We start from the raw sequence: 21,684 nt of genomic DNA, 5'->3' as shown, positions 1-21,684 counted from the left end.
AAGCGGCAGAAAGCCTCAGAGCATGACTTCGATCAGCGACGGTCCCTCGGCGGCGAGCGCCCGTGAGAGCGCCGTGCAAAGCTCTTCCGCCGTCGTCGCACGCGTGGAGGGCACGCCCATGCCCTCGCCCATCTTGACCCAGTCGAGATCGGGGCGGTCGAGGTTCATCATGGCAAGCGCGCTCGGGCCCGGCTCGCCCGCACCGACGCCGGCAAATTCCATCTTCAGGATCTGGTAGGTACGGTTCGAAAAGACCAGCGTGATGACATGCAGGTTCTCACGCGCCTGCGTCCAGAGGGCCTGGAGCGAGTACATGGCGCTGCCATCGCCGGTGAGGCAGATGACGGGTCGACCAGGCGCGCCGAGGGCCGCGCCCGTCGCGACCGGCGGCGCAAAGCCGATCGAGCCGCCCATGTTCTGAAGCCAGTCATGCGGGGCGGCGGTTGCCGTGAGCGGATAGGAGTTGAAGCCGCCGGTAATCGCTTCATCCACCACGACGGCATTTTCCGGCATCAGCGCTGCGAGGGCCTGGGCAATGGCCAGCGGATTGAGCGCCCCGGTCGGAAGGGCTGCCTCGGCCCGGATTTCCCTGACAGGCGCCGCCTTTGCGGCACCCACCGCCTCGGCGAGCGCTTCGAGCGCCGCCATCCCGTGTTCCTGCAGGCTGCAGAGGGGATGAATTTCAGCGCCCGGATCGGACAGCACGCTCGGCTTGCCGGGATAGGCGAAGAAGCCGACCGGCTGGTTGGCCTGAACGGTCACCACATGCCGATAGGGCTTGAGGGCCGCCACGGCCTGATCCACGGGATAGGGCAGCCGTTCGGCCGACACCCGCCCTGCCCCCCGCTCGACGCGGGCCGCAAATGTCTGGCTGAAGGCTTTCGCCCCCGTGGCCGCCACGATCCGTCCCACGATTTCCATCGCCTTCCCGGTGAGGGCACCGCCGCCGAGAAAGAGCGCTGCCGGCTCGCCCGATTTCAGGGCTCTGGCCGCTGCCTCGATGGCATCCGCCTTCGGCGGCAGCGGACGGCGCACGGGCACGGACGCGGTTGCCGGATCGACATGCACGGCCGTCGCGGCCTCGCTCCAGGCCGCGTCGCCCGGCAGGATGAGGGTGGCAATCGCGCCCGGACGGCCATTCGCGACCTCTATCGCTTCCGCCGCATGGCGACCGACATCGTCAGGGGCGTGCGAGCGCTTCAGCCAGTGGGAAACCGGCCGGGCAATGCCATCCACATCGCTTGTCAGCGGCGCGTCATATTGCAGGTGCCAGCTGGCATGATCTCCCACCACATTGACGATACCCGAGGAGGCCTTCAGGGCATTGTGGAGCGCCGAAAGCCCGTTGGCGAGACCGGGGCCCAGATGCAGCAGCGTGGAGGCCGGCTTGCCCGCCATGCGGTAGTAGCCATCGGCCGCCCCCGTCACCACGCCCTCGAACAGGCCAAGCACGCACCGCATCTGGCGATAGCGGTCGAGCGCCGCCACGAAATGCATTTCCGACGTCCCGGGATTGGCAAAGCAGACGTCTATGCCACCCGAGAGCAGCGTGTTGACCAGGATTTCCGCACCGTTCATGCACATCTCCTCATGCAGATGTCGCTAGGTATCGGCGATTGATGCGGCGGGCGCAAGGGGAAAGGGGGTTTGCGATGGACGGCATGGACCGACTATGAAAACCTCAGTCCAGCCCCTTGCCGAATCGTGGAAAGACCGCCGATGTCCGCACCCAATGCCCTGTTTTCCGAGGTCCTCGTCCTTCTGGGCGGGGTTACCATTGCCGCGCCGCTCTTCAAGAAGATCGGCCTTGGAACCGTGCTGGGCTATCTTGCCGCCGGCGTGGTGATCGGGCCGCTGCTGCGGATCATCACGACGGGGGAGGAAATCCTGTCCGTCTCGGAGCTTGGGGTCGTCTTCCTGCTCTTCGTCATCGGACTGGAGCTCAAGCCCTCCCGCCTCTGGCAGATGCGGCGGGACATTTTCGGGCTCGGGCTGGCGCAGGTGTTCATCACGGGGCTGGTGTTGATCGCGGCGATCGGCCTTTCCGGGCTGATGGGCTGGAAACCCGCCATCGTCGCGGGCTTCGGACTGGCGCTCTCCTCGACCGCTTTTGCCATGCAGATCCTCGAAAGCGAGGGCGATGCGAATACCCGCTACGGGCAGCGCAGCTTCTCCGTGCTGCTCTTTCAGGATCTCGCCATCGTGCCGCTTCTGGCGCTGACGAGCTTTCTCGACGGTTCCGAGGAAAAGGCCACAAACCCGCTCTGGGTTGATATCGGCGTGGCCGTGATTGCGGTGGTCGGCATGGTGCTGGCCGGCCGCTATCTGTTGTCCCGGCTTTTCAACGTGATCGCGCGCACCGGCGCGCGCGAGGCGATGATCGCCGCCGCCCTCTTCCTCGTCCTCGGATCGGCCACCCTGATGCAGGCGGTGGGCCTGTCGATGGCCATGGGCGCGTTCCTTGCCGGTGTGATGCTGGCCGAAAGCTCCTACCGGCACGAGCTGGAGGCCGATATCGAGCCCTTCCGCGGTATCCTGCTGGCCACCTTTTTCATGGCGGTCGGGCTCTCGCTCGAGATCAACATCCTGATCGACAAGATCCTCGTGATTGCTCTCGCGGTACCGGCCATGATGGCGCTGAAGGCTGCCGTTCTCTACGGGGTCTGCCGTGTTGCCGGGTCGGGGCATAATGATGCGATCCGTATTGCCTTCCTGCTGCCCCAGGGCGGTGAATTCGGCTTCGTGCTGTTTACCGCGGCAGCCGCCTCCGGCCTGTTCTCGCCGGAAACGGCCTCCCTGCTGATCGCCGTCGTCACCCTTTCCATGGCGCTGACTCCGCTGGGGGCGGCCCTGTCGCGCCGGATGCTGCGCGAGGGGGAGAAGGAAGTGATGGAGGAAAACTTCGAAGGCGCGGGTTCCGACGTGCTGATGATCGGCTTCTCCCGCTTCGGCCAGATCGCCTCCCAGGTGCTTCTGGCCGATGGCCGGGACGTGACCATCATCGATACGTCGGCCGACCGCGTGCGCCAGGCGGAGCGCTTCGGCTTCCGCATCTATTTCGGTGACGGCACGCGGAAGGACGTGCTGATTGCGGCCGGCATCGAAAGAGCGAAGATCGTGGCGATCTGCACCCACCACCGGGAGACAACGGACCATATCGTTTCGCTGATCCAGTCGGAATTTCCCGATGTGCGTCTCTTCGTCCGCTCCTACGACCGCGTGCACACGCTGGCGCTGCGGGAAAAGGGCGTGGAATACGAACTGCGCGAAACGCTGGAGTCCGGCCTCCTCTTCGGGGCCCGCACCCTGGAGGCGCTCGGCACGGACGATGCGACGGCCGACGAAATCCGCCGCGACATCCGCCGCCGCGACGAGGAACGGCTGGCGATCCAGGCCGCCGAGGGCATCATGGCGGGCACCAACATGCTCCACACCCGCCCCGTGACACCCGAACCGCTCCTGAAACCGAAGCATGGCAAAGTGAGCGAGGAGGCCAAGGCCTAAGCCCTTCACCCGGCCTGCTGGCGCCTTTCCATTTCGGCATCCAGGGCTCGCTTCAGGTCGTCCTTGATGGTGGCGGAAGCGTCGAGAACCTGATTGGCCTTCAGGAAATCCAGCACGCGGAAGCGATTGACGGCGGGTTTCAGGAAGATGTGAGGGCGGGCAAGCTTGAGCTTTAGCGCCAGATTGGCCTGCATCATCAGCTGGCTTGCCCCGAAAATGCTGTCGATCCGGTTTGGAATATGGGTGCCATCGCCCTCGGGCCCGCCAACGACATCGATGCCGACAACGATATCGGCGAGCGGCAGCAGTTCCTCATAGGGTACCGGATCGAAAACACCGCCGTCGATCATCACCCGGCCGTCGATCATCACGGGCATGAAAATGGCGGGGAGCGCAGCGCTTGCCGCCAGCGCCCGGACCAGTTCGCCCTCCTCGATCACCTTCTCGCACTGGCCATAATAATCGGTGGCGGAGACGCGCAAGGATATGCCGAGTTCGGCAAAGGTTTCGGGGATCGCCTCGGGGAGGAAAACCTTCAGGATGCGCTCAAGATTGAACTGGCCCATGCGAAAGCCACCGGTGACGGCCGCCTTCATGGAGGGCGGGCGCAGGCTCCAGAGCCGGTTCACCACATTGGCACGGTTACCAATGGTGGCGAGCGTATGGGCACGAATATCCGCGCCGGTCATGCCGGCGGCCATGCCTGCCCCCATGATCGCCCCGATCGAAGCGCCTGAGATCGCGACGGGCCGGATGCCCAGTTCGTCGAGCGCTTCGATGACATGGATATGGGCGAGACCGCGCGCGCCGCCACCGCCAAAGGCAATCGCGACCGTGGGCGTGGATGCCGGCCGGCGTTCGAGGGAGGGGACGGGATGGGCTGGGGTCATGCGCTTCAAATCCTCACGCCGCCCTCGCCCTCCGACTCAGGGCTTGTAGCGGTAGAAATGCATTCTCGTGTCGCCGAAAGTCCGCTCCTCCAGAAACTGGAAGACCGGCGCCATGACCGGCTCAATATCGGCTCTTTCTTCCAGAACGACAAGCGCGCCGGAATGCAGCCAGCCGCCCTTCGCCGCGGCAAGAAGCGCCTTTTCGCCGAGCGCCTGAGCATAGGGCGGATCTGCAAAGGCAAAATGAAAGGGTTCCATGGTTCCGACATTGCCAAGCGCGGTCGCGTCCCGCCGCAGCATGCGGGCGCGGCCCGTCAGCCCCAGATTTTCGATGTTCTGCCAGAGAAGCCCGCGGCCTTCCACGCTCGCCTCGACAAAGAGGCCGAAGCGGGCGCCGCGCGACAGCGCCTCGATGCCGACGGCCCCCGTGCCTGCGAAGAGATCCATCACACGCCCGCCATCGGTTGCTTCCGGATAGGCATGGGCGAGGATGTTGAACAGGCTTTCGCGCGTCCGGTCGGTGGTCGGCCGGATCGCATCGGATTTCGGGGTCGCGAGCGGACGCCCGCGCAGATCGCCGCCGACAATGCGCATGGATCAGCCCTTGCGCCCGCGCGGGGCTCCGCCGGACGGACGGCCACCACCAGGGCGCCCGCCACCGGGGCGGCCGCCGGACGGCTTGCCGCCAAAGGACTTGCCGCCGGAGGGTTTTCCACCGAAGGACTTGCCGCCCGAAGGCTTGCCGCCGAAGGGACGGTCCCCGGAGGGCTTGCCGCCACCGGGACGTCCCGACCGCTCGGGCCGGTCGCCGAAGGAACCGCGCTCGCTGCGTTCGGCACGGGCCGGACGGTCGTCGCGATCCGGGCGGTCACCCCTTGGCGGACGGTCGCCGAACGAACCACGCTCAGGACGGTCTCCTCTCGGCGGACGATCCCCCCGGTCGGGGCGGTCGCCACGCGGGGGACGGTCGCCGCGGTCCGGCCGGTCGCCGAAGCGCTTCTTGCCGCCGAAGCCGCCCTCTTCCTTCGGTGCCGGGTTTTCGGCGCGGATCCAGTCGCGATCCTCGGCGGCGCGGGTCACCTTGACGCGCGGGCCTTTGAGATCGGGGCTGGCCACAACCGGCTTGGCATTCGGGATCGCGCCCCGCTTGGAGCGCTGCTTTTCCGAAAGCGGCTTGGCGCCCGGCGCCATCCACACATTGGTGGTGCGGTTGGTTCCCATGGGCTTGCGCTTCGGCGCGGCATCGAACTGCTTGTCGCCCCGGTCGCCGCGCTCGCCCCGGTCAAAGGACTTTTCCCGGAAAGGCTTGCCGCCCGGACCACCCTTGCGGCCTTCGGAACGCTCGGCGCCCCAATCCGCCTTCGGGCGCTCTTCGCGGGCACCGCGTTTCGGCGCGGCCTCGTCGGCACCGTCCTCATCGTCCTGGTCGCGTACCGGCTGATTGTAGATCGGCGCCTCGAAATTGGCATGCGCCTCCTCGATCAGGCGCGGACCCAGCTGGTCGCGCAGCAGACGGCCGCGCACTTCCACGACCGCGCCTTCCGGCAGGTCGCCGAGCTGGAACGGGCCGTAGGAAAGGCGGATCAGGCGGTTGACCTCGAGACCGAGCGCGCCGAGCACGTTCTTGATCTCGCGGTTCTTGCCTTCGCGGAGCCCCATGGTGATCCAGACATTGTGGCCCTGCTGCCGGTCCAGCACCGCATCGATGCCGCCATAGAGCACGCCGTCGACGGCAATGCCGTCCTTCAGCTTGTCGAGCTTGGCCTGATCGATCTCGCCATAGGCGCGCACGCGGTAGCGGCGAAGCCAGCCGGTGGAGGGCAGTTCCAGCACGCGCGACAGGCCACCGTCATTGGTCAGCAGCAGCAGGCCTTCGGTGTTGATGTCGAGACGGCCGATGGACAGCACGCGCGGCAGATCTTCCGGCAGGTTGTCGAAAACGGTCGGTCGGCCTTCCGGATCGGAATTGGTTGTCACGAGGCCAGCGGGCTTGTGGTAGAGCCACAGGCGCGTGCGCTCGATGCCACGGATGGGCATGCCATCGACCTCGATCTTGTCGGACAGGGTCGCGAGCACCACGGGCGTGTCGAGCACGGTGCCGTTGACGCTCACGCGGCCTTCCATGATCATCCGCTCGACATCGCGACGGGAGGCAACGCCCGCACGGGCAAGCAGCTTGGAAATGCGCTCGGGCTTCTGGCCGTCGATGCCGGCCTCGACCGGCTGGGGTGCCGGACGGGGACGCATATCGCCCTTCGGCTTCCCGCCAGACTTGAAACCACCGGCCTTGGGTCCGGCCTTGTCGAAGGAACGGCCCTCGCGCTTCTCGCCGCCGAAACGGGCGGACGAACGGCCTTCGCCATCGCCACGGGCAGCCGGAGCGGACGAGCGCGGCTTTGCGGGACGCTCGGACTTCTCGCCGTCGAACGGCTTGCCGGCCGCCTTGGCGCCGCCAAAACGCTTGGCGGGCGGCTTGCCCGCGGGCTTGTCGGAACGGTTCCTGTTGGCGCTATTGCGCCCGGCGGCCGGTTTGCCGCCACGGCTGGACTTGTCTTTGGATGTCATTTGCTGTTTGCCTTGGTTTGACCCGGTGTCCTATCAGGTCGAAAGGCCGGGGTTAAGAGGAAATCTGCGGATGACGGAGACAAATCCGTACATGGAGCGCGCCCTTGAGGAGGCGCGGGCAGCGGCAATGCGCGGCGAGGTGCCCGTTGGCGCCGTGATCGTGCGCGACGGGGAAATCCTTGCCGCTGCGGGAAACCGGACGCGGGAGCTGAAGGATGTTACCGCCCATGCGGAGGTTCTGGCCATCCGCGCCGCCGCTGCGGCGCTGGATGACGAGCGGCTGGAAGGGGCCGATCTCTACGTCACGCTCGAACCCTGCACGCTCTGCGCCGCGGCGATCTCCTTCGCCCGCATCCGCCGCCTCTATTACGGGGCGGAAGATCCCAAGGGCGGCGGGGTGGATCACGGTGCACGCTTCTACCGGCAGCCGACCTGCCACCACGCCCCCGATGTCTATTCGGGGATCGCGGAACAGGAGGCGGCCGGCATCCTCAGGGCGTTTTTTGCCGAACGGCGCTGAGCGCCGGACTAACCGTCAAGCTCGACGAAATAGCGCTGCCCCTCTTCCGTCAGCAGGTCGCGTGCATCCTTCAGGGGAATGCTCATGAGATCTTCTTGGCAGGCGCTGGCATAGTGGGGCACATCCTTGAGCACAAAGACGAGATTGTGCCCCTTGAAGGCCACGGAGAGGTTTTGCTCGATCAGCATGTCCATCTCGCAGCCGCTTTCCGCTTCGCTTTCGTCCACCGGGCGCTCCTTCTTGATCTTTTCGATCAAGGCCGGCTCCGGTGCATAATGGCCGGTCTTCTCATCGGTCTGATCCTCGGGCTTCATCGGATTTCCGTCATAATCGACAAAGCGGAAGCCCTTCAGCAGCGATTCCGGCGCGATGCTCTGGCCGGTCTCGACATCGGCGAGCTTGTAGACGATGGAATTGTCGGGATGGGCGCCGCCGCAGAAGAAGGAACCGCTCTCCGTGATGCCGATCAGACGGTCGGAAAGATAGTCCAGGGTGCCATTCTGTTCAGAGCGATAGGGCCCGGAAACATCCTGCACAAACTCGTTCCAGCCGAAGGCCTGATAATCCTTTGCGGCGCAAGCATAATCCCGCAGCACCATGGACATGCGTTCGCCCGCGAGCCAAGTGTTGACCTTATCCGGGCTGCCCTTGGAAAGGCTTTCCACGACCGGGTAACCGGACCCGATCCTCTCGTCCTCGTCGATCCGGAAGGTGCTGCCGTTGAACTCCTGAACGCTACCCTTCTTGTTGGGGCCGGACAGTTTTAGCCAATCATAGGGATAATTTGCCGCTTCGCTACCGGAGGGAATATAGTCCACCGTCAGCGGCGTATCGGGACCGATCTCCCCTTCCAGCGGACGGGCGTCCACATAATCGAGCGCGACAGGCAAAGCCTTCTTGCTCTTGCGATCCGTCCAGGTGCCGGTGATGCGGTCGCCGGCGACGGTCAGCGTCCAGTCGGCCGCGATGGGCGCCGGCTTTTGCGCATCGCCCTCACCGCCCGCCGGGCCGCAAAGCTTTGTGTTGCAGGGGGCCTCCTCCACCAGAACCAGGCCGGACGCGCCCTTGGCCTTGCCATGCAGGGGAATATCGATCCCCTTCCTGACATAGCTGTAGCGGCCTTCCCGCGTGCCGTTCGCCAGGGGGTCGGTGATTTCGAGAAGGATCGGCAGTTTGCCGATCCTTCCCTTGTAGGTCTTGATATCGGTTGCATGGGCAGTGCCCCACGCAAGGACGAGCGCGGCGGCGGCAAGGAGGGAGCGGTTCATGGTGGGGTCCAGTCGATCGGGATGTCCTCAGGTGGCTCACCCTAGCCGGATCACTTATCAACGCAATATCGCGGAGCGACCATTTTTGGCTGCAAGCCCGAAGCCGGTCTTTGGCCCGTCCTGCCGCCCGGCAACAGGCCGTCAGGCCTCCACCCGGCCGCTGGCGAAATCGCGCAAGGCCTGGCCGGACAACCGGTAGCGGATCCATTCGTCCTGGGGTTCGGCACCGATCGATTTGTAGACGCGAATGGCCGGCTCGTTCCAGTCGAGCACGCTCCATTCGAAACGGCCACATCCTTTTTCCACGGCGAGTTCCGCGAGGTGGCGGAGGATGAGCTTGCCGGCGCCGGTGCCGCGAAACTCCGGCGTGACGTAAAGATCCTCGAGGTAGAGACCGTTGCGTCCCTGCCAGGTCGAGTAATTGTAGAACCAGACGGCGAATCCAGCGGCCTTGCCATCCTTTTCGCAAATCAATGCATGGGTGACGGCTCCGTCCCCGAAAATCGACTGCCGGATCGTTTCTTCCGTCGCCTCGACCTCGTTTTCGGCCCGCTCATAGGCGGCAAGCTCGCGAATGAAGCGCAGAATGGTGGCAGCGTCGGCGGGACGGGCGGGGCGTAGGACAAAGGTCATGAATGGGTTCCTGGCAGGCGATGTCGGACATGAAAACGGCCGCTTCGAGCGAAGCGGCCGCGAACAGATTGCGCGTCTGGCAGTCGAACACGACCCCCAAATTCTGGGGATGGCTTACTGGAAGGGCTGCCACCAGTTGCTGCCGGTGCCGGAAACGGTGGCGGCCTTGCGACGGCGCTTTTCCTTGGCCTTTTCCGGCTCGCCGAGATCGGTCAAAGCATTCGGATCGGCCTGACGGTAATTGGTCGGCGGATCCGAGAGAAAACGACGGCCGTCGTAATTGCCCTTTTCCGTCTTCAGGTTCTCGCGAAACTGCGCGAACTGGGCGGAGGAAGAGGTGCCCGGCTTGTCGCCGAACCCCGGCCCCTTGGCCAGCGGCGACTGATAATTGACGTTGTTGCGGTTTTCTTCCGCTTCCTGGGCGAGACGGGCGCGCATCTCTTCCGGGCTTTCCGCCCACTGCCCGTTATCCTTGCTGGCGACCGACTGCTGCGGCGTAACAAGCGCGGTCTGCTCCCCGGTCGGCGGCACGACGAGACCCGGGCGCGGCGCGTATTTGATGTTCTTGGACTTCGCGCTTCCGATGGTGGCCGCCTTGCCGATATCGTCCACCAGCTGCTCGGCAGCGGATGTGCCGGTACCGTAGGTCGGGCTGCCGACACAGCCGCTCAGGCCAGTCGTGGCAACGAGAAGGCCGGCAACACCGGCGATGACGCGAATTGCACTCAGATTGCGCATGTAACCCTTCCAGCCTTGCCGGTGTGCCATTTCATGGGACCAAGCCCCTGTTCCAGAAAGCCCTGCCCCGGAAATCCGGCCAATTTCAGGCCGGTTGTACCGGATGAACCACGAAAGCGCAATTCATCCGGCCGGTCATCCTCAATTTGAGCCACATCAGGCCGCCGGAGCGATCCCGAGCTCCCGCAGAGCCGCCGCATCGCGCGCCGACACGTCCGGATAATCGCGGTCGGAACCCACATCCTCGGTGATCTTCCAGGAGCGGGCGCATTTCTTGCCCGAAGCGAGCTTCGGCTCGACCGCGACCTTCGTGCCATCCTCCAGACGGAAGGCGTCCGTCGGGCCCTCACCCTCGAGCACGGTGATGGCCGAGGTGATGCAGATCTCGGCAAAGTCCTGCCCGGTCAGCGCCGCAAGAAGGTCCTTGTCGGCGACGTGGACGACGGGGGCTGCTTCCAGCGAGGAGCCGATGCGCTTTTCGCGGCGCTCGATTTCGAGTGCGCCGGTCACGGCCTTGCGGACGGTGCGGATCTTCTCCCAGGTCTCGTCGAGCGCCGGGTTCAGCCATTCGGCGGGTACGGCCGGGAACTGCTCCAGATGGACGCTTTCCTTGTCCGGATAGCGCGAAAGCCAGGCCTCTTCCGTCGTGAAGGGCAGCATCGGCGCCAGCCATGTGACGAGGCAGTTGAAGATCGTGCGGATGACCGCGAGGGAAGCGCGGCGCTTCAGGCTCGACGGGGCATCGCAGTAGAGCGCATCCTTGCGGACATCGAAGTAGAAGGCCGAAAGCTCGACATTCGAGAAATCGATCAGCGCGCGGGAGATCTTCTTGAAGTCGAAGGCGTCGTAGCCCTCGCGCACAATCCGGTCCAGTTCAGCCAGCTTGTGCAGCATCAGCTTTTCGAGCTCGGGCATGTCGGCAAGGGCGATCTCCTCGCCCTTGTCATGCGCCAGCGTGCCGAGCATCCAGCGGATGGTGTTGCGCAGCTTGCGATAGGCATCGATATTCGTCTGGATGATCGTCTTGCCGAGGCGCTGGTCTTCCCAATAATCGGTGGTCATGACCCAAAGGCGCAGGATATCGGCGCCCGATTCCTTCATGACGTCCTGCGGCGAGACGACGTTGCCGAGCGACTTCGACATCTTCTGGCCCTTCTCATCCATGGTGAAACCATGGGTGATGACGGCATCATAGGGGGCGCGACCCCGGGTCGCGGCACTTTCGAGCAGCGAGGAATGGAACCAGCCGCGATGCTGGTCGGAGCCTTCCAGATAGACATCGGCCGGCCACTTGAGGTCCGGACGGTCTTCCAGGGTGAAGGTGTGGGTGGAGCCCGAGTCGAACCAGACGTCGAGGATGTCCTTGACCTGCGTCCAGCCTTCCGACGCGCGGCTGCCCAGGAAGCGCTCGCGCGCGCCTTCGGCAAACCAGGCGTCCGCCCCTTCGGCCTCGAAGGCTTCGAGAATGCGGGCATTCACCGCGTCATCGACCAGGATCTCGCCCTTTTCATCTGCGAAGACGGCGATCGGCACGCCCCAGGCGCGCTGGCGCGAGAGCACCCAGTCCGGGCGGCCCTCGATCATGGCGCGCAGGCGGTTCTGGCCAGCGGCGGGCACGAAGCGGGTGTCGTCGATGGCCGACAGCGCGCGGTCGCGCAGCGTCCGGCCGTCATCCAGCGTCTTGTCCATGTAGACAAACCACTGCGGCGTGTTGCGGAAGATCACCGGCTTCTTGGAGCGCCAGGAATGGGGATAGGTGTGCTTCAGGCGGCCGCGGGCAAAGAGGTTGTTCGCTGCGATCAGCGCCTTGATGACCGCATCATTCGCATCGCCCTTCTTGCCCTTGTCGTCGATGACGCGGGCCGGTCCGCCCTCGCGGTCCGGGCCGAAGCCGGGCGCGTCGGCGGTGTAGAAGCCAGCATCGTCAACGGTGAAGGGGATCTTGGACGAGATGCCGCGGGCTTCGAGATTGCGGGCTTCCGCCATCCAGGCATCAAAGTCCTCGCGGCCGTGACCCGGTGCGGTGTGCACGAAGCCGGTACCGGCATCATCCGTGACATGGTCGCCATCGAGCAGCGGCACGCGGAAGGAATAGCCGAGCGCTGCCAGCGGATGGGCGCATTCGACGGAACCCAGTTCTTCCGGCTCGATATGGCGAACCATCTTCAGCGAGACCTTGGCCTTGGCAGCGCAGTCATCGGCGAGACGCGTCGCGAAGATCAGCCGGTCGCCCGGCTGCGGGCCGAAGGCGTTTTCGGCCGTTTCCACTTCAAACAGCGCGTAGGGATAGCGCGACGAGAAGGCGATTGCGCGGTTGCCCGGCATGGTCCAGGGGGTGGTGGTCCAGATGACGACGGATGCACCGGCGAAATCCTCCGGCCCCTTCGTGACCGGGAACTTCACCCAGACCGTGTCGCTCTCGTAATCCTGATACTCGACTTCGGCTTCGGCGAGCGCGGTGCGCTCGACCACCGACCACATGACCGGTTTGGAGCCGCGATAGAGCTGGCCGCTCTTGGCGATCTTCAGCAGTTCGCCGGCGATGCGGGCTTCCGCATGGAAGGCCATGGTCGTGTAGGGGTTCTCGAAATCGCCCTCGATGCCGAGGCGCTTGAACTCCTCGGTCTGCACGCCGATCCAGTGGCTGGCGAATTCGCGGCATTCCTGACGGAACTCGTTGACCGGAACCTCGTCCTTGTTCTTGCCCTTCTCGCGGTATTTTTCCTCGATCTTCCATTCGATCGGCAGGCCGTGGCAATCCCAGCCGGGCACGTAGTTCGCATCGCGGCCGCGCATCTGGAAGGAGCGGACGATCACGTCCTTCAGGATCTTGTTCAGCGCATGGCCGATATGGATGTTGCCGTTGGCATAGGGCGGGCCATCATGCAGCACGAACTTGACGCGGCCAGCGGAAGAGGCACGCAGGCGCTTGTAAAGGCCCATCTTCTGCCAGCGGGCCACCATTTCCGGCTCCTTCTGCGGCAGGCCGGCACGCATCGGAAACTCGGTCTGCGGCAGATAGAGCGTGGTGGAGTAGTCGATCTTGGTTTCGGTATCGGTCATGGTCTCGGCCATTCTGGAGCGCTGCCGTACAGGGGCATGGCGCGGGGATGATAAAAAAGGGAGGCGTTGGGGTGCGCGTTCACCTGCCGGGAACGGCGGAAATCCCGGACTTCCAGCAGCGTCAGATCGCGCGGAAGGCCGGGCCGATAATTCGAAGAATGGAACGCCTTGAAAGCTCACTCATGATGGCCGGTTGTTTAAGCGTTTTTCCCGCGAAAGGAAAGGGGTTTTGGCAAGCTGCCAAAAGCCATGATGGACGGGCCAGCCGGTTTCTGTTAAGCTGTCGCTCATGAACCGGAGAGCATCCCGCATGAGAGTCGAACTCGGCAAACTCGAAGAGACTGTGGAGCAGCTTGTGGAAAGCGGCCGGTTTTCGTCACCCAGTGACGTATTGCAGGAAGGAGTTCGCCTCGTTGCGGAACGGGAGCGCCTTCTCCAGTCCATAGACGCGGGTATCGAAGAGGGACTTGCGGATCTCGACGCCGGCCGGATCCACGCCGCCGCGGATGTTCGGGCCCGACTGACGAAGCGCTTCGCCGGCTGAGCCGGAGGACGCATTTTCTATATTTTTTGTTTAAGAAATTTTCACAATGGACGTCGTCTTTACCTCGAAGGCAGAGGCAGACCTTATCGCGATCGGTGATTTCATCGCGGTGCACAACCCGGCGCGTGCCGCCACTTTTCTCGCTGAGCTCGTCACGAAGTGCGAGGAACTGAGGGATATTCCCCTCGCCTTTCCCCTGTTCGCGTCCCATCGGAGCAAACAGATCCGGCGCCGGGTGCACCGAGACTATCTGATCCTCTATCGCACCTTGGGCGACCGGGTCGTCATTCTCCACGTGGTTCGGGCCAGCAGGGACATGAACCGTCTGCTGTTCGGCGAAAGATGATCAGAAACACACCGCCGCATCCACGGGGCCGAGCGGGGTGACGCCGGCAAGGAGTGCGCGGGCTTCCTGGTCGTCCTGCTCCATCTGCACCACCAGCGCTTCCAGGCCGTCGAATTTCTGCTCGTCGCGGAGATGGCCGAAGAAGGAGACGGCGCAGATCTGGCCGTAGAGATCGCCGGAGAAATCGAAGACGAAGGTTTCGAGCAGCGCCCGGCCGTTCTCGGTCACCGTCGGGCGATGGCCGAAGCTGGCGACGCCGTTGTGGATCGAGCCGTCGCCCATGCGGAACTTGACCGCATAAATGCCGGGCCGGAGCGGGACCTCCATGGGCAGCGCCATGTTGGCGGTCGGGTAGCCGAGCGTGCGGCCGAGCTGCTTGCCGTGGATGACTTCGGCTTCCACGGTGTAGCGATAGCCGAGCAGGCCGGCCGCTTCCGCCACCTGCCCCTCGGCGATCCGGTCGCGGATGCGGCTCGAGGAGATCACATCGGCATTCTCGTCGCGGAAGGCATCGACCAGCGTGACGCCAAAGCCATGGCGGGTGCCGGCATCCATCAGGAAGGCCGGTCCGCCCTCGCGGTTACGGCCGAAGTGGAAATCGAAGCCCGTCACCACATCGGAAACGCCCAGCCAGTCGATCAGGATCGCCTGGATGAAATCCTGCGGAGACTGCTGGGAGAATTCCAGCGTGAAGGGATATTCGATCACGCCCTGGAAGCCGAGCGCTTCGAGAATACGCGCCTTGAGCGGTGCGGGCGTGATGCGGAAGACCGGCTGGTCGGGCCGAAACAGCGAGCGCGGATGGGGTTCGAAGGTCAAGACCAGAGCCGGACGGCCCCGGGCTTCCGCCAGATGCAATGCCCGTTCCAGGACAGCGCGATGTCCGCGATGCACCCCATCGAAATTGCCGATGGCCACGACCCCGCCCCGCAGATGCTCGGGAAGCGGCGACAGGCTGTCATTTCGATGGAAGACGGTCATGGCAGGTCCTTGAAATCGACTGGTGTCCCCTCCGTCCGGCCTCAGGCCAGCCGTGGCATCCAGTAGCGGGCATGGGCATTATGCTTGGTGAGGAAGGCGGAGAGAAGCACCTCGTTGACACGACCGTTCTCGGCATAGTCGGCAGCGTGGATTCCACCGCTGATATAAAGGAGGTCGAGGCCGTGATCGAGCGCGCCGCGCACGTCGGTCACCATGCCGTCGCCGATGGCAACCGCGCGGGCCTTGTCCACCGGTCCGCCGCGCAGTTCCGCGGCGAGCGACAGGGCAGCCTCGTAGATCGGCCTGTGCGGCTTGCCGGCAATGCGCGTCTCGCCGCCCATGCGGTCATACAGCGCGGCGATGGCGCCCGCACAGGGAATGATGCGCGCGCCGCGCTCCACCACCAGATCGGGATTGGCGCAGATCATCGGCACGCCCCGCGCGATGAAGGCGGCGAGCATGTCGCGGTAATCTTCCGGCGTTTCGCTTTCGTCATCGAAGAAGCCGGTGCAGACCACGCAGTCGGCCTCCTCGGCGCCGGTGCGGGTCACGTCAAGGCCTTCGAGCAGCGGAAAATCCCGGTCGGGGCCGAGCAGGAAGACCTTTCTCGGGCCTTCGGCAATCAGCTTGCGGGTTACGTCGCCCGAGGTCACGATCTGGTCATAGGCCTCGTCGGGCACGCCAATCAGCCTCAGTTGCGCAATCACTCCGGGCGTCGGGCGCGGGGAATTGGTGATGAGCACAACGGACGCGCCCCCCTTTCGCGCCGCGACCAGCGCGTCGGAGGCTTCGGCGAAGGCATCGATGCCGTTGTGAAGCACACCCCAGACATCGCAGAGCACCACGTCGTAGCCGCGGGCGATCTCTTCGAAACGGGCAATGCGCTGAGCCATGACAGGTCCATAGAATAATGTTCGGTGAGGTGACATGGCAAAGGACGGAAAGGAAGGCAAGCGCGATGCGGCACTTTTTCGTTCCCGCAACGACCTTAGCCTCATTCGAGGCCGATCATCGGCGCGGCAAGCCGCCACAGAATGCCGAGGCCAGCCGCAAGGCCCAGCACGGTCAGCATGCCGGCCTTGAACCGGAAGACGAGGAGCGCTCCCAGCGCCGTCAGCACCGCCACAGGCCCGTCGAGCGTCCAGAGATCGGGCACCGGCAGGGACATGATCGGGATCTGCGTTTCGCCCGCCATGGTGCCGGTACCATAGGTCAGGAGCGGGATGCGATAGGAGGTGCGGAAAAGGACATGCAGCCCGAACCAGACGGTGAGGTTGAGGATGACGCCCGTCACGGCTGCGGTTACGGCGGAAAGCGCGCCGGTCAGTGCCCGGTTGGTGCGCAGCCGCTCGATATAGGGTGCGCCCGCGAAGATGAAGAGAAAGCTGGGCAGGAAGGTGGCCCAGGCCGCGAGCACGCCGCCCGCAATGCCGCCCGCCAGCGCCGGAAAGCCGGCCGGATTGCGGTAGCCCGCCAGGAAGCCGACATAGGACAGCACCAGCACCAGCGGCCCCGGCGTGGTCTCGGCCAGCGCCAGCCCATCGAGCATCTCGCCAGCATTCAGCCAGGCATAGTGGCTGGAGGCCACCTGCCCCACATAGGCCAGAACCGCATAGGCGCCTCCGAAGGTCACCAGCGCCATCTTGGAAAAGAACAGGAAGACCGTCGCGAAGGTGTTGGGCGCGCCGTTGATGACTTCGGCGATCAGATCCGGATCCGCCGGCAGGAGCCACAGAAGCGGCAGGGGCGCCATCCAGATCAGCGTCCACTGGAACACCGTGCCGAGCGTCGCCCGCCAGCCGGGTTTCTTCGGCCGCTTGCCCTTTAGCGCCGGCAGCTTCTTCAGCTTCGGCCTGTCGATCCAGCCGCGCCGGACGGCCAGATAACCGGCGAGCGCGGACGCAGCGATGACGAGCGGAAAAGGCAGGTTGAACAGAAAGAGCCCCAGAAAGGCAGCGGCGGCCACGCCCTTGTGAAACGGGCTGACGAGCGCCCGCCTGGCGACGCGGATCAAGGCCTCGATGACGATGGCCAGCACGGCTGCCTTCAGGCCGAGGAAAAGACTGTCCAGCCAGTGCGCTTCACTGAAGCTTGCATAGAGCGCCGAGAGGGCGAGAATGACCAGAAGACCCGGCAGCACAAAGAGCGTGCCGGCAATCAGCCCGCCTTTCTTGCCATGCAGCAGCCAGCCGCAATAGGTGGCGAGCTGTTGCGCTTCCGGACCGGGCAGGAGCATGCAGAAATTCAGGGCGTGGAGATACTGCTCCTCGCCGATCCACTTCTTCTCCTCGACCAGAACTCGGTGCATCATGGCGATCTGGCCAGCCGGTCCGCCGAAGCTCAGGAGGCCGATGCGCGCCCAGGTGCGGGTGGCTTCCGGGAGCGAAGGCAGTGCGGCGGGTGCGGCCTCCGGCACGGCGGCCGGGCGCGGGCTGCGCTTAACCACGTTTCACGCCCCCTGACGCAGGCAATTTTTTTTCCATGCGCCGTTCTTGACTCTCCGATGGGCCATCCTTATCTCCAAGCCGCTAGCACTCACCAAGGGCGAGTGCTAACACCCATCCACGCGGATTTCATGACAATCCGCCAAGTCATTTGATCGAGGGAATAGACAATGACAAGCACCAATTTCCGTCCGCTTCACGATCGCGTCGTCGTTCGTCGCGTCGAGTCTGAAGAAAAGACCAAGGGCGGCATCATCATTCCGGACACCGCCAAGGAAAAGCCGCAGGAAGGCGAAGTCGTCGCTGTCGGCTCCGGCGCCCGCGATGAGTCCGGCAAGATTGTTGCTCTCGACGTCAAGGTCGGCGACCGCGTGCTGTTCGGCAAGTGGTCGGGCACCGAAGTGAAGCTCAACGGCGAAGACCTTCTGATCATGAAGGAAGCCGACATCATGGGCATCATCGGCTGATAGCCGGACACCCATCCTTTGAATTGACAACCAGTGGGCACTAGAGGCCCGGGAGTTAAGAGAAATGGCTGCAAAAGATATCAAGTTTGGCCGTACCGCACGCGAAAAGATGCTGCGCGGCGTCGACATCCTGGCGGATGCCGTAAAGGTTACCCTCGGCCCGAAGGGTCGTAACGTCATCATCGACAAGTCCTTCGGCGCACCGCGCATCACCAAGGACGGCGTCTCGGTTGCCAAGGAAATCGAACTGGAAGACAAGTTCGAGAACATGGGCGCCCAGATGGTTCGTGAGGTCGCTTCCAAGACCAACGACATCGCCGGCGACGGCACCACCACCGCAACCGTTCTGGCCCAGGCGATCGTTCGCGAAGGCGCCAAGGCCGTTGCTGCCGGCATGAACCCGATGGACCTGAAGCGCGGCATCGATCTCGCCGTTGCCGAAGTGGTTGCCGATCTCCAGGCCAAGGCCAAGAAGATCAACACCTCGGAAGAAGTTGCCCAGGTCGGCACCATCTCCGCAAACGGTGAGCGCCAGATCGGTCTCGACATTGCCGAAGCCATGCAGAAGGTCGGCAATGAAGGCGTGATCACGGTTGAAGAAGCCAAGACCGCCGAAACCGAACTCGAAGTCGTGGAAGGCATGCAGTTCGACCGCGGCTACCTGTCGCCCTACTTCGTGACCAACGCCGAAAAGATGGTGGCTGACCTCGAAGACGCCTTCATCCTGCTGCACGAAAAGAAGCTCTCGAACCTCCAGGCCATGCTGCCGGTGCTCGAAGCCGTCGTCCAGACCGGCAAGCCGCTCGTCATCATCGCTGAAGACGTCGAAGGCGAAGCTCTTGCAACGCTCGTCGTCAACAAGCTGCGTGGCGGCCTGAAGATTGCTGCCGTCAAGGCTCCGGGCTTCGGCGATCGCCGCAAGGCCATGCTCGAAGACATCGCGATCCTCACCGGTGGCCAGGTCATCTCCGAAGACATCGGCATCAAGCTGGAAAACGTCACGCTCGACATGCTCGGCCGTGCGAAGAAGGTTTCGATCTCCAAGGAAAACACCACCATCGTTGACGGTGCTGGCCAGAAGTCCGAGATCGAAGGCCGCGTTGCCCAGATCAAGGCCCAGATCGAAGAAACCTCTTCCGACTACGACCGCGAGAAGCTGCAGGAGCGTCTTGCCAAGCTCGCTGGCGGCGTTGCCGTCATCCGTGTCGGCGGTGCGACCGAAATCGAAGTGAAGGAAAAGAAGGACCGCATCGACGACGCGCTCAACGCGACCCGCGCTGCCGTTCAGGAAGGTATCGTCCCCGGTGGCGGCACCGCCCTCCTCCGCTCGGCCCAGAAGATCGCCGCCAAGGGCGTGAACCAGGACCAGGAAGCCGGCATCAACATCGTTCGCCGCGCCCTGCAGGCTCCGTGCCGCCAGATCGCCGAGAACGCCGGTGACGAAGCATCGATCATCGTCGGCAAGATCCTTGAAACCAAGGACGACAACTTCGGCTACAACGCCCAGACCGGCGAATATGGCGACATGATCGCCATGGGTATCGTCGACCCGGTCAAGGTGGTTCGCACCGCTCTGCAGGATGCCGCTTCGGTTGCCTCCCTGCTGATCACCACCGAAGCCATGATCGCCGACGCTCCGAAGAAGGATGCACCGGCCGGCGCCGGCATGCCCGACATGGGCGGCATGGGCGGCATGATGTAATCATCTGTCGGTCCATTCGGACTGACATCAGGAAGGCGGCTCGCAAGGGCCGCCTTTTTTCGTGGCAGCACGTTGTGACGTCATGCTCGGCTTGTCCCGAGCATCTGCCGGCCTCTCAAGTTCCGAGACCTTTGCAGATCCTCGGGACAAGCCCGAGGATGACGTCGAGCCTGGGGCTTTCCTGGCGGCAGGAAAAGTCCGGGCGGCTCGGGAGGGCCGGCTTCGTTCATTGTGGCCGCATCTGGATCGCTACGTCATGCTCGGGCTTGTCCCGAGCATCTACCGGCCTCTCAGATTCCGAGACATTTGCAGATCCTCGGGACAGGCCCGAGGCTGACGTCGAGCTTGGGGCTCTCGTGGCGGCAGGAAAAGTCCGGGCGGCTCGGGAGGGCCGGCTTCGTTTATTGTGGCCGCATCTGGATCGCTACGTCATGCTCGGGCTTGTCCCGAGCATCTACCGGCCTCTCAGATTCGGAGACCTTTGCAGATCCTCGGGACAAGCCCGAGGATGACGTCGAGCCTGGGGCTTTCCTGGCGGCAGGAAAAGTACGGGCGGCGAGCGAGGGCCGGCTTCGTTCATTGTGGCCGCATCTGGATCGTCACGTCATGCTCGGGGCTTGTCCCCAGCATCTGCCGGCCTCTCAAGTTCCGAGACGTTTGCAGATCCTCGGGACAGGCCCGAGGATGACGCCGAGCGCGGGGCTCTCGTGGCGGCAGGAAAAGTCCGGGCGGCTCGGGAGGGCCGGCTTCGTTTATTGTGGCCGCATCTGGATCGCTACGTCATGCTCGGGCTTGTCCCGAGCATCTGCCGGCCTCCAGATCCTGAGACGTTTGCAGATCCTCGGGACAGGCCCGAGGATGACGTCGAGCCTGGGGCTTTCGTTGCGACAGGGTAAGTCCGGGCGGCGAGCGCAGCGCCTCTTTCCCGGCGCAGCGGAGATTCTTTTTCTACCTTTGGTAGTTGCTTCAGAAGCGGTGGACGTCGCGGCCTCCGGCTTGCGCTGTTGTCCGTTCTTGCGTGTGGACAAGCGGACCATGCCAAGTCCTTGAGGTTACAAGAAAGACATTCGGGTGGGTAGAATGTGCCGGTGCGGCACAATCTGCGCCGCGACAGAATATGCCGTTTCATGCAGGAATCGGGCAATTACTGTGAAATTATGCAGCCATAAAATGATATTGCATTATTCTTTGGCTGATTTATACATCCATCCGCCGAAATGATTTGTTCGGTTCGTCATCCATCAAAACAATCGATGCCGTGTTCGGCAATCATAAGAATGACGATCCCGCATCTGGACATGCCCAGCTCTGCGGACCGCGGTTCCGTCGTTTATGATTGTCTCGCTAGGGGTTGTGGACAACGTAAATTCCCGGAACGAAGCATTCTGTCCGGCCGCGCCGTGTGCGCTCAAAGGCAGCATGCCCTGATTAAAGCAACCGAAAAGTGTGTTTGGGCACATGGACGGCTGTTTTGAGGTTTGACGGCTGCCGCCGCGGCCGAACTGGGGGATAGACGTGTTCAAGATCGTCGAGACTGCCGACAGGTCATCCTTGCGCCCGCTAGCCGTTTCCGAACGGCTGTCCGTGGAGCAGGGCCTTGCGGATTTCTGCATCAGCGAGGAATGGTCCGCCAATCTGGATGATGGCCTGATCACCATCGGCACCTGGACGGCTGCGCTGCATGAACTGGTGCCAGGCCGGTGTGGATTGACCAGCCTGACCCGCGCCTACGATCCTGCGGATCGCCGTCATATTCTCGGCCTGTTCGAACAGGCGTCCTCTGCGCCCTCCTCCTTCTGCTATTCCTCCACCATCCTGCTCGGTCAGGGCCGCAGCCAGCCGGTCTTCTGCATTGCCCGCTCGACCGTGGCCCGCGATGCGACGGAGCTGGTGCTGGGTGGCGTTTTTCTCTTTCCCCGCTTCAAGCTGGAAGAAGAGATCTCGCAGACGCTTCTGCCGGCCATGGCCCGGTTCGCCTGACGAAAAACCCGGCCAGAGGCCGGGTTCGAGGTACGCAAT

General features: G+C 63.9%; 18 protein-coding genes. 7 read left to right on the top strand and 11 right to left on the bottom strand.

The genetic code is table 11. The annotated features are described in order from the left end of the window. Window positions 1-15: 15 nt before the first annotated feature. Window positions 16-1,578 (bottom strand): acetolactate synthase large subunit, encoded by a 1,563-nt coding sequence (locus ACT54B_RS10275; RefSeq protein ID WP_476044667.1) that lies wholly within the window; start codon window positions 1,576-1,578, stop codon window positions 16-18. 141 nt (window positions 1,579-1,719) lie between these two features. Between ACT54B_RS10275 and ACT54B_RS10270 the strand changes: the two genes are divergently transcribed. After that, a complete protein-coding gene (locus tag ACT54B_RS10270) occupies window positions 1,720-3,504 on the top strand; it encodes a monovalent cation:proton antiporter-2 (CPA2) family protein (protein ID WP_476044665.1) in 1,785 nt (594 codons plus the stop codon). A 5-nt stretch (window positions 3,505-3,509) separates the two neighbouring features. Here the strand turns inward: ACT54B_RS10270 and ACT54B_RS10265 are convergent, their stop codons facing one another. The 3 genes from ACT54B_RS10265 to ACT54B_RS10255 are packed head-to-tail and all read right to left on the bottom strand — an operon-like array spanning window position 3,510 to window position 6,959. Then, a complete protein-coding gene (locus ACT54B_RS10265; protein WP_476044664.1) occupies window positions 3,510-4,394 on the bottom strand; it encodes a patatin-like phospholipase family protein in 885 nt (294 codons plus the stop codon). 36 nt (window positions 4,395-4,430) lie between these two features. After that, window positions 4,431-4,988 (bottom strand): 16S rRNA (guanine(966)-N(2))-methyltransferase RsmD, encoded by a 558-nt coding sequence (gene rsmD / locus ACT54B_RS10260; protein WP_476044663.1) that lies wholly within the window; start codon window positions 4,986-4,988, stop codon window positions 4,431-4,433. Between the two features lie 3 nt (window positions 4,989-4,991). Further along, window positions 4,992-6,959 (bottom strand): pseudouridine synthase, encoded by a 1,968-nt coding sequence (locus ACT54B_RS10255; protein WP_476044662.1) that lies wholly within the window; start codon window positions 6,957-6,959, stop codon window positions 4,992-4,994. A 70-nt stretch (window positions 6,960-7,029) separates the two neighbouring features. On the opposite strand from ACT54B_RS10255, the gene ACT54B_RS10250 reads away from it, so the two are divergent. Then, window positions 7,030-7,479, top strand: coding sequence for a nucleoside deaminase (locus tag ACT54B_RS10250; RefSeq protein ID WP_476044660.1), 450 nt, complete (start codon window positions 7,030-7,032; stop codon window positions 7,477-7,479). An 8-nt stretch (window positions 7,480-7,487) separates the two neighbouring features. Here the strand turns inward: ACT54B_RS10250 and ACT54B_RS10245 are convergent, their stop codons facing one another. The 4 genes from ACT54B_RS10245 to ileS all read right to left on the bottom strand — a co-directional run bounded on the left by ACT54B_RS10245 (window position 7,488) and on the right by ileS (window position 13,181). Continuing rightward, complete coding sequence (locus tag ACT54B_RS10245; RefSeq protein WP_476044658.1) at window positions 7,488-8,747, bottom strand: hypothetical protein; 1,260 nt, start codon at window positions 8,745-8,747, stop codon at window positions 7,488-7,490. Window positions 8,748-8,888: 141 nt separating this feature from the next. Then, a complete protein-coding gene (locus tag ACT54B_RS10240) occupies window positions 8,889-9,380 on the bottom strand; it encodes an N-acetyltransferase family protein (protein ID WP_476044657.1) in 492 nt (163 codons plus the stop codon). A 114-nt stretch (window positions 9,381-9,494) separates the two neighbouring features. After that, complete coding sequence (locus ACT54B_RS10235; protein ID WP_476044655.1) at window positions 9,495-10,118, bottom strand: hypothetical protein; 624 nt, start codon at window positions 10,116-10,118, stop codon at window positions 9,495-9,497. A 156-nt stretch (window positions 10,119-10,274) separates the two neighbouring features. Beyond that, on the bottom strand, window positions 10,275-13,181 hold the full coding sequence (gene ileS / locus ACT54B_RS10230; protein WP_476044654.1) for an isoleucine--tRNA ligase: 2,907 nt from the start codon (window positions 13,179-13,181) through the stop codon (window positions 10,275-10,277). 310 nt (window positions 13,182-13,491) lie between these two features. Here ileS and ACT54B_RS10225 point away from each other — a divergent pair, with 310 nt between their 5' ends. Both ACT54B_RS10225 and ACT54B_RS10220 read left to right on the top strand, forming a co-directional pair. Continuing rightward, window positions 13,492-13,725: a ribbon-helix-helix domain-containing protein gene (locus ACT54B_RS10225; protein ID WP_476044653.1), complete on the top strand. Its 234-nt coding sequence runs from the start codon at window positions 13,492-13,494 to the stop codon at window positions 13,723-13,725. Window positions 13,726-13,771: 46 nt separating this feature from the next. After that, window positions 13,772-14,071 carry a type II toxin-antitoxin system RelE/ParE family toxin gene (locus ACT54B_RS10220; RefSeq protein ID WP_476044652.1) on the top strand — a complete coding sequence of 100 codons (300 nt, stop codon included), beginning with the start codon at window positions 13,772-13,774 and terminating at the stop codon, window positions 14,069-14,071. Here the strand turns inward: ACT54B_RS10220 and ACT54B_RS10215 are convergent, their stop codons facing one another. The 3 genes from ACT54B_RS10215 to chrA form a co-directional block, all read right to left on the bottom strand. After that, window positions 14,072-15,052 (bottom strand): bifunctional riboflavin kinase/FAD synthetase, encoded by a 981-nt coding sequence (locus ACT54B_RS10215; RefSeq protein ID WP_476044650.1) that lies wholly within the window; start codon window positions 15,050-15,052, stop codon window positions 14,072-14,074. A gap of 41 nt (window positions 15,053-15,093) precedes the next feature. After that, entirely contained in the window at window positions 15,094-15,945 is an 852-nt protein-coding gene (locus ACT54B_RS10210; RefSeq protein ID WP_476044649.1) for a TIGR01459 family HAD-type hydrolase, read from the bottom strand. A gap of 101 nt (window positions 15,946-16,046) precedes the next feature. Beyond that, window positions 16,047-17,498, bottom strand: coding sequence for a chromate efflux transporter (gene chrA / locus ACT54B_RS10205; RefSeq protein WP_476044648.1), 1,452 nt, complete (start codon window positions 17,496-17,498; stop codon window positions 16,047-16,049). Between the two features lie 168 nt (window positions 17,499-17,666). Here chrA and groES point away from each other — a divergent pair, with 168 nt between their 5' ends. The 3 genes from groES to ACT54B_RS10190 all read left to right on the top strand — a co-directional run bounded on the left by groES (window position 17,667) and on the right by ACT54B_RS10190 (window position 21,645). Then, complete coding sequence (groES, locus tag ACT54B_RS10200; RefSeq protein WP_476044647.1) at window positions 17,667-17,963, top strand: co-chaperone GroES; 297 nt, start codon at window positions 17,667-17,669, stop codon at window positions 17,961-17,963. A gap of 64 nt (window positions 17,964-18,027) precedes the next feature. After that, a complete protein-coding gene (groL, locus tag ACT54B_RS10195; protein ID WP_476044645.1) occupies window positions 18,028-19,665 on the top strand; it encodes a chaperonin GroEL in 1,638 nt (545 codons plus the stop codon). 1,515 nt (window positions 19,666-21,180) lie between these two features. Next, window positions 21,181-21,645, top strand: coding sequence for a hypothetical protein (locus ACT54B_RS10190; protein WP_476044643.1), 465 nt, complete (start codon window positions 21,181-21,183; stop codon window positions 21,643-21,645). Window positions 21,646-21,684 lie beyond the last annotated feature (39 nt).

The sequence above is a fragment of the Gellertiella sp. DMC107 genome, assembly GCF_056313605.1.
Note: the sequence above shows the minus strand (reverse complement) of the source record. Positions and strands in the feature narration are given on the sequence as shown.